The 8253-nt window shown below is 61.5% G+C and carries 7 protein-coding genes and 1 tRNA gene; 3 read left to right on the forward strand and 5 right to left on the reverse strand.

The genetic code is table 11. The features are described 5' to 3' along the window. From C501_RS14470 to otsA, 5 genes are all read right to left on the reverse strand, one after another. A partial coding sequence (locus tag C501_RS14470) for a transposase (RefSeq protein ID WP_026174449.1) occupies nt 1-218 on the reverse strand: 218 nt, incomplete at its 3' end. Nucleotides 219-319: 101 nt separating this feature from the next. Continuing rightward, a complete protein-coding gene (locus C501_RS0100390; protein WP_018133665.1) occupies nt 320-1669 on the reverse strand; it encodes a DUF4032 domain-containing protein in 1350 nt (449 codons plus the stop codon). Between the two features lie 74 nt (nt 1670-1743). Further along, nucleotides 1744-2826: an ABC transporter ATP-binding protein gene (locus tag C501_RS0100395; protein ID WP_018133666.1), complete on the reverse strand. Its 1083-nt coding sequence runs from the start codon at nt 2824-2826 to the stop codon at nt 1744-1746. A gap of 131 nt (nt 2827-2957) precedes the next feature. Then, nucleotides 2958-3770 (reverse strand): trehalose-phosphatase, encoded by an 813-nt coding sequence (otsB, locus tag C501_RS0100400; protein WP_018133667.1) that lies wholly within the window; start codon nt 3768-3770, stop codon nt 2958-2960. Then, nucleotides 3763-5292, reverse strand: coding sequence for an alpha,alpha-trehalose-phosphate synthase (UDP-forming) (gene otsA / locus C501_RS0100405; protein WP_083906477.1), 1530 nt, complete (start codon nt 5290-5292; stop codon nt 3763-3765). Before otsA ends, otsB begins: the two co-directional genes overlap by 8 nt. A gap of 307 nt (nt 5293-5599) precedes the next feature. Here otsA and C501_RS0100410 point away from each other — a divergent pair, with 307 nt between their 5' ends. From C501_RS0100410 to C501_RS0100420, 3 genes are all read left to right on the forward strand, one after another. Next, nucleotides 5600-6508 carry a DsbA family protein gene (locus tag C501_RS0100410; protein ID WP_018133669.1) on the forward strand — a complete coding sequence of 303 codons (909 nt, stop codon included), beginning with the start codon at nt 5600-5602 and terminating at the stop codon, nt 6506-6508. A gap of 78 nt (nt 6509-6586) precedes the next feature. Further along, nucleotides 6587-7498, forward strand: coding sequence for a DsbA family protein (locus C501_RS0100415; protein WP_018133670.1), 912 nt, complete (start codon nt 6587-6589; stop codon nt 7496-7498). A 125-nt stretch (nt 7499-7623) separates the two neighbouring features. Next, nucleotides 7624-7700 (forward strand) — tRNA-Thr (locus tag C501_RS0100420). Nucleotides 7701-8253: the final 553 nt, after the last annotated feature.

Raw genomic sequence — 8253 nt, forward strand, 5'->3', positions numbered from 1 at the left:
AGGAGTCGGATCCGCTTGTTCGCCTCGCGGAGCTGCTTACGCTCGTCCTCGGTCAGGCCCGGCACGCGCCCGTCTTCGATGTTTGCTTTCTTCAGCCAGTTGAACAACGAGGCTTCGGAAATCCCGAAGTCTCGCGCAATCTGCGATAACGGGGCCCGGGCTTTACGGGCCACAGCCACGACATCGTCACGGAACTCTTTCGGATAGGGCTTGGGCAAGAGATACATCCTTCCAGCGAGGACGAATCCTCACAGATCAGATGTCAACCAAACCCGGGGCAGACCCAAGCACTCTAGGCCTTGGTTCTGGGTTGGGCCGGTTATTCCACGAGGCCCAGAGTGTCAGTATCCGCGGTGATGATCAGCGCGGCCTCATCCCGGCGATGCCTTAGCACGGTGTCCAGGTAGGACTGCACCGCTTCCGCCAGCGGTACGTTACGGTCCTGCTTCTCGGAGATGTACCAGCGGTGCTCCAGCACTTCGTGGACGACCTCAGCGGGCTCCAGCTTCCCGGAGAGCTCCCTCGGTATGGATCTGACAATGGGCTCGAAGACGTGCCGCACCCAGGAGTGCGCGCTGATCTCCTCGTCCTGATCCGGATAATTATCCGCCCGGTAGGAATCCATGTCATTGAGCAGTCTCCGGGCCTGGTTCTCCTGGACGTCCAGGCCGGTGAGCCGCAGCAGCCGCCGCTGATGATGGCCGGCATCGACTACCTTGGGCTGGAGCTGGATAGTGGACCCTTCCGGATTCGTCTTGATCGCGTACTCTTCGACGTCGAAGCCCAGCTCGTTGAGTCGGCGGATACGGGCACCCAGGCGCCACCGCTCGCCGAGCTCGAAGGACTCCTGCTCGGTGAGCTCCTGCCAGAGGCCGCGATAGGCGCTCATGATGAGCTCGCTCGTCGCTACCGGATCGAGATCCTCGTCGATGAGGCCGCCCTCCAGCAGATCCATCAATTCGCCCGCGATGTTCACCCGGGCGATCTCCAGATCGTATTCCCGCTGGCCAGTGGACAGATCCGGGTACAGCTCCCCGGTCTCGGCGTCCACGAGGTAAGCGGCGAAAGCTCCGGCATCTCGGCGGAACAGCGTATTGGAAAGCGAGACGTCGCCCCAGTAGAAACCGATCAGGTGCAAGCGGACCAGCAGTAGGGCCAGGGCGTCGATGAGCCGGGTGAGCGTATCTTGGCGCAGGGTCTGGGAGAACAGCGCGCGGTAGGGCAGGGAGAACTTCAGATGCCTGGTTACCAGAACCGGCTGCAGTGGGGCGCCTTCCGGGCTGGTCCGCCCGCTGATGACGGCCACGGGTTCCACGCAAGGAGCATCGAGTCGCTGCAGTTTACGCAGCATATGGTACTCGTGCCGGGCCATATGCTCGCTGGTCTCCTTAACCGCGATCACTGACCCGCCGAGATGGGCGAAGCGCACCGTGTGCCGGGAGATGCCGCGAGGCAAGGCCGCAAGATAATCAGTGGGCCAGTCCTCGAGAGGCAGCTGCCAGGGCAGGTCCAGTAGCTCAGGATCGCTTGCGGCAGCGGTGATATTCAGTGAGCCCACGACGGGGTTCAGCGCGGTGTTGTCTCGGGGGAGCTTGCCGCGCTGTTCGAAATCGGTGGGTTCATCGTGCCAGTGCGCACCGGGAGCGGCACCGTCTACGGGATGGGGCATATCGTGATTTTCTCATTAACTTGAGGTGAGGGGTGCCCCGATCTTCATCGGAGCACCCCTCACACATCTGCGGATCAGTCGCCCAGGCGCTCCCCGCTCTTGGTGTCGAATAGGTGCACATGGCCTTGCTGCGGCTGAACGTGGATGGTGTCGCCCTTCATCGGAGGCTGACGGCCGTCGACGCGGGCCACGATGTCATAACGGGTGCTGTCCAGGGTGGTGTGGCCGTAGATATAGGCATCGGCACCGAGTTCTTCGACGACATCGACCTCTACGGGCAGCCCTGCACCGCTCGGGTCGGTCTGCAGATCCTCCGGCCGGACGCCCAGGGTCACGGTGTTGCCGGCAGCGTCATCGAGTACTTCCCGCTGCACTGGATAGACCGTGCCGCCGAACTTCACGCCGCCGTCGACCACCGGCAATTCCAGTAGGTTCATCGCGGGAGATCCGATGAATCCGGCGACGAAGACGTTCTGCGGCTTGTCGTAGAGATTCCGCGGGGTGTCGATCTGCTGCAACAGACCGTCCTTGAGCACGGCGACGCGATCCCCCATGGTCATCGCCTCGGTCTGATCGTGCGTGACGTACACCGTAGTGACGCCCAGGCGCCGGGTGAGCGAGGCGATCTGCGTACGAGTCTGCACGCGGAGCTTGGCATCGAGGTTGGAAAGCGGCTCATCCATCAGGAACACCTGCGGGTTGCGGACGATGGCCCGGCCCATCGCCACACGCTGCCGCTGACCGCCGGAGAGAGCCTTGGGCTTGCGGTCCAGATACTGTTCCAGATCGAGCAATTTAGCGGCTTCGCGCACCCGCTGATTGCGCTCTTCTTTGGGAACGCCGGCGATCTTGAGTGCGAATCCCATGTTGTCCGCAACGGTCATATGCGGGTAGAGCGCGTAGTTCTGGAAGACCATGGCGATGTCGCGGTCCTTCGGCGGCACGTCGGTGACGTCTCTGTCTCCGATCAGAATCCGGCCGGCGTTGACGTCTTCGAGGCCTGCCAGCATCCGCAGGGATGTCGACTTGCCGCAGCCTGAAGGGCCGACAAGCACCAGGAATTCACCATCGTTGATCTCGATGTTGAGCTTATCGACGGCGGGTGTATCGGTCCCCGGGTACAAGCGGGTTGCATTATCAAAAGTGACGGTAGCCACAGTCGCCTATCCTTTCATCGGCAGGTACGTGCCGAACGATCCGTAGTGAAAGCAGTATTCGATTATCATTCGGTCGATGGGGTACCCCTGAGTTTTGTGGGATACCTCACGCCTCTACTACTATGCCACACCTAGGGCAGGTCGCTGACCGCAGCGATGCGCAGATCCAGGAGCGTAGTCAGTACGGTGGCGACCTGTTCCGGGGAGTCCACCCGGTACTCGGCTGCGGTTTCCTCGGGCCCCACCTTGACTCCGACTTCACCGCTGCGCAGCGTACGGAACCCGTCTTCGTCGGTGGCATCGTCGCCGACGAAGAAAACCCCGGTGGCCGCACTGAACTCGCGCAGCAGGTCGAGGCCTTGCCCCTTATCGACCTGCAGCACCGATGCTTCGAGAACGCGTTTGCCGTTCTGTAACCGCACGCCTAAAGGGCGCAGCGCGGAGCGGGCGGCCAACACCGCGGCTTCGGCGACATCATCGTCGGCCTGGCGCGTATGCAGCACTGCACCAGCTGGTTTCACCTCGATGCTTGTACCCGGGTGCCCGGTGCTCACGGCGCTGAGTTCCGTGACCACCTGGCTCAGCAGATCCTGATCCTCGGCGCTCAGCGAGGGAAGCTCCTGGCCTGCCGGCTCTGAACCGAGCCAGCGCTCTGCACCGTGAGATCCGATGAGCAGAGTTCGCGGGGAAGGCTCGGCCACGGCCCGTAGCGAGCTCAGAGCTCGGCCGGAGATGAGCGCGGTGGTGGTCCGTGGCGTGTCCGCCAGCTCGGTGAGCGCCTGAGCGCTCGCCGGCAGCGGCCGGGCGTCTTCAGCACGAGGGACGAAAGGGGCGAGTGCGCCGTCGAAATCACAAGCCACGAGAAGCCGCTCGGTGCGGCTGAGCTGCACGAGCGCCTGGTAGAGGGCAGGGTCCAATCCGGTCAGCGACTGAGCGTTATTCACGGCCGGCTTTTTTCGCTCTGCTCGGCTTTGACTTGCTGGGCTGTTTGGCAGGCAAAGGGCTCTGGGCGAGTTGAGTCAAGAAATCCTGGGACCAGCGCTCTACATCGTGGTCCAGGATCTGCCGCCGCATGGAGCGCATCCGGCGCGATGCTTCGGCAGGGGAGAGCTCGATCGCGGTCATGATGGAGTCCTTCAGGCCGTCGATATCGTGGGGATTGATCAGAATCGCCTGCTTGAGCTCGTCGGCGGCCCCGGTGAACTCGCTGAGTACCAGGGCGCCGTTATTTTCGCTGCGACTGGCGATGTACTCCTTGGCGACGAGGTTCATCCCATCGCGAAGCGCGGTGACCAGCATGACGTCGGCGGCCAGATACAGTGCGATCATTTCCTTGCTAGGATACGAATGATGCAGGTAGCGCACCGCAGTGTGCTGCATCGTATCGTAGGTGCCATTGATCCGGCCCACGGTGGATTCGATCTCCTCCCGGAGCAGTCGGTAGCTCTCCACGCGTTCCCGGCTGGGGCTGGCGACCTGGATGAGAGTGGCGTCCCCGACGCGGAGCCTGCCGTCTTCCAGCAGCTCGGAGAAAGCCTTGAGCCGGTGTCTGATCCCTTTCGTGTAATCGAGGCGGTCCACGCCGAGCAGAATGGTCTTGGGGTTGCCGAGATCACGGCGGATCTGGGCGGCTCTTTCCTTGACGTCTTCACGAGCGGCGAGTTCTGCGATCTGGGCTATATCGATGGAGATGGGGAAGGCTTCTGCGCGTACTGCCCGGTCCTCGTAATTCACGGTGTTCTGCTTCGCGGTCAAACCGAAGAAGCGACGGACGCAGCGCAGGAAGTTGTTGGCGTCGTTGGCGCGCTGGAAACCGATCAGATCCGCGCCGAGCAAGCCTTCCAGAACAGGCCTGCGCCAGGGCAGCTGCGCATAGATCTCCAAAGGAGGGAAGGGGATGTGGTTGAAGAAGCCGATGCGCAGATCCGGCCGGGCCTCGCGCAGCAGGCGGGGAACCAGCTGCAACTGATAGTCCTGGACCCATACGGTAGCGCCGGGTGCGGCGTATGCCGCCGCAGCATCGGCGAAGCGCTGATTGACCCGCCGATACGCCTCCCACCAGGTCCGGTGGAACTCAGGCGGGGCGATCACATCGTGATAGAGCGGCCACAGCGTGGTGTTGGCGAAGCCTTCGTAGTAGAGCTCCACTTCTTCTTCATCGAGCGGCACCGGGACTAGGAACATATCTCCGTTGGCGAAAGGTTCGACTTTTTCGTCCGGTGCACCGTGCCAGCCGATCCAGGCACCATCGGTTTTGGCCATCACCGGTGCCAGGGCGGTGACCAGTCCGCCAGGGGAGCGGCGCCAGTCGACCTCGCCATTAGCTGTCTGAACCCGGTCCACGGGTAAACGGTTGGCGACCACGACAAGGTCGAAAGCGCGGGGGGATTCTGCTGGTGGCTGCTTCGCAGTTCTTCCCGCCCGCTCGGCTTTAGCCGCTTGTGCTGTTTTGCCTGGTCCCGACATGAGTATTCGCTCCCCGTTCCCGACGCTCTTCGCAACAGCTTATCTGCATGCGCAGGCTATAGATACGGAGCCACCCGGTCCCGGCGGGGCTTTCAGGCAGATTTCTTCCGGCATTATCTTGGCGCATTTCGGTGTCTATGGGCTGAGTGAGTGCTGTGTTTTTGCCCCGGGTTCGACCCGGGAAGGCGGGCAGCATCAGGGCAGCATTTACACTAGTGGGAGTACACGCCGTAGAGCAGGTAGACGTATGCCGTGATCTGCCGGATGGTCGGGAGAACGAAAACGGCAGAAGACTCAAAGGGTAGAGATGAACTCACAAAATCAGCCGGGGCAGAGCAAGGCTCAGCGCGCCGCTGCTGCACGCGAAAAGGCCCGGCAGGTCCGTGAGGCAGAGGCCAGTCGCCGCAAGCGCAACACCTGGTTGATCCGTGGCGGCATCATCGTCGCGGTGCTCGCTAGTATCGCGGTGGTCGCCGGGATCACTATTGCGAATACCCGGAACAACGCGCCGATCGCTGACTCCGGGCCGGTACCGGCTAATGTCAACACCTATGCCGGGGTGACCGTCGGCAAGGACGATAAAGTGATCCCTCCGGAGAACATGGTGAACGCGGTCGACAGCAGTACGCTGGGCCCGATGCCGACCACTGCCGCGCCACAGCCCTTCGGCCTTGCCGAGATCGGGATCCAGGCAGCACCGGCTGATCAGCCGGTGCAAGTGGTGGCCTATACCGATTTCATCTGCCCGGCATGCAATGTCTTCGAGCAGGCCAACGCCTCCATGCTCAAGGAGCTCGCTGATCAAGGGCTCATCACTTATGAGTACCGGCCGGCTGGTCTGCTCGACTCGAAGACGACGAGCAACTATTCCTCGCGTTCAGCCGCTGCCGCTGCTTGTGTCGCGGATTCCGCTCCGGACAGCTATCTCACGTTCTTCGGATCGCTCTTCGAGAACCAGCCGCAGGAGAACGGCGCCGGCCTGAGCAACGATCAACTCAAGCAGTACGCACGGGAAGCCGGTGCGAATATCGACAGCTGCGTCGATGAGCGGACATACCGCCCGATAGTTCAGTACGCGACTCAGCAGGCGCTCGCGCACGGTGTCACCGCGACCCCGATCGTTTTCGTAGACGGCCAGCAATACACTTCGCAGGCCCCGAGCTTTTCTGATTTCCGCCAGTTCGTCCAGGCAGCCATCGACGCTAAGAACGCCTGAGCGCAGCAGCACATTTGACCATACCGGGTCTGGCGGCACGTCCGTCAGAGTTGTCAGCGGTGAGCACGAGGGAGAACTATGAATCCGCAGAATTCGCAGCAGCGGCCGCAGAGCAAGAACCAGCGCCGCAATGAAGCGCGCGAGCAGGCCCGGCAGATCCGGGAGGCCGCGGCCAAGAAGCAGCGCCGCAGCAAATGGTTGATCCGGGGTGGGATCGTCGTCGCGGTGCTCGCTATCGTCGCGCTGGTGGTCACGGTCACTATCATCAATATCAAGAACAGCGCCCCGATCGCTGACAACGGCCCCCGACCCGCCAATACGAATCAGTACAACGGCGTCACGATCGCGGCGAATAATCAAGTCGTGACCATCCCGGCCGGCGAGGACGTGGAGGTGACCTCGCTGCCGGAGATGCCGACGCCGCGACCCACCAGTCTGGAGTCTCCGCAGAACGTGGGCATCGGCCCCTCCGCTCCGGGAGAGCCGGTCCAGGTAGTGATCTATGCGGACTTCTCCTGTGAGTTCTGCAAGGCCTTCGAAGCAGCCAATGAGGCAGTGCTGGCCGATATGGCCTCCGCAGGGCAGATCACTTACGAGTACCGGCAGATCGGCTTCCTGGATAACCCGGGCAGTCAGAATTACTCCTCCCGTGCTGCGGCTGCGGCATCGTGCATCGCCAGTGAGCAGCCGGAGAACTACCTGGGCTTCCTTAAGCAGCTGTACGATAATCAGCCTACAGAGGGTATGGGTCTGAGTAACGATCAGATCAAGCAGTACGCACAAGCCGCAGGGGCCAGCGTCGATGGCTGCATCGATGACCGGACCTACCGGCCCTTCGTCAAGTACGCCACTGCTCAGGCGCAGCTGGATGGCATTACGGCCACTCCGAGCATTTTCGTGGACGGCCAGCAGTACCAGACCACCCAGCAAGCGAATTTCAACGACTTCCGGTCGTTTGTCGAGGGCGTTATCGAGGCCAAGCAGTCCTAGAGAAGTCACGGGCCTGCTGAGCCGGCTAGCGAGAAGCTGGCAAGTCAGCGGGATGAAAAGTGAGATAAACTAGATGGGCACTTTGTCTCCCGGTGCGGCTGGTTCCAGCCGCACTGGGAGCCCAGGCCTCCTTAGCTCAGCTGGCCAGAGCACCTGTCTTGTAAACAGGGGGTCGCCGGTTCGAATCCGGCAGGGGGCTCCACGGAAAATCCCCGGAATCATTGCATCTAGCGCATGGTTCCGGGGATTTTGTACATTTCGATGACCTTGAGGGAACTTTCGGCTAGCGCTTGAGGCATGGCTGCAAAGGTCGTTAGGGTTTCGACACAGGCTCGATTGGTGGAAGGTGCCAACTGTGATGGCTAAGCTCACTGTCCGGCAGCGATGATTTTTGAAATTCTCTTGACTAGGCCACGTGTATGGGGGAAATGTAACTAATTACACGGTTTTTATCATGTTTGAATATAGAAGAGGAGGATGCCGTGAAATTGACGACAATGAGGTCGACAGCAGTGGTCTCTTTCTTAGGGGCTGCTCTTCTGGGTAGTGCATTAACCGCAACGGCTGTGCCGGCGACTGTCATGGACGCACCCTTGACAAGGGTCTGTCCCGGGTTTGGTTGACAGTTGGGGTTTGGGGTGATCAGGCCGCTTTCGCGTCCGTGTAGATCGTCTCAAACTCTACGGGAGTGAGTTTGCCGAGGCCGCGTTGCCGGCGTCTTCGGTTGTACTTCGTTTCGATCCAGGAAACGATCG

Origin of the sequence: Acaricomes phytoseiuli DSM 14247, assembly GCF_000376245.1 — a bacterium.
GTDB classification, from domain to species: Bacteria; Actinomycetota; Actinomycetes; order Actinomycetales; family Micrococcaceae; genus Renibacterium; species Renibacterium phytoseiuli.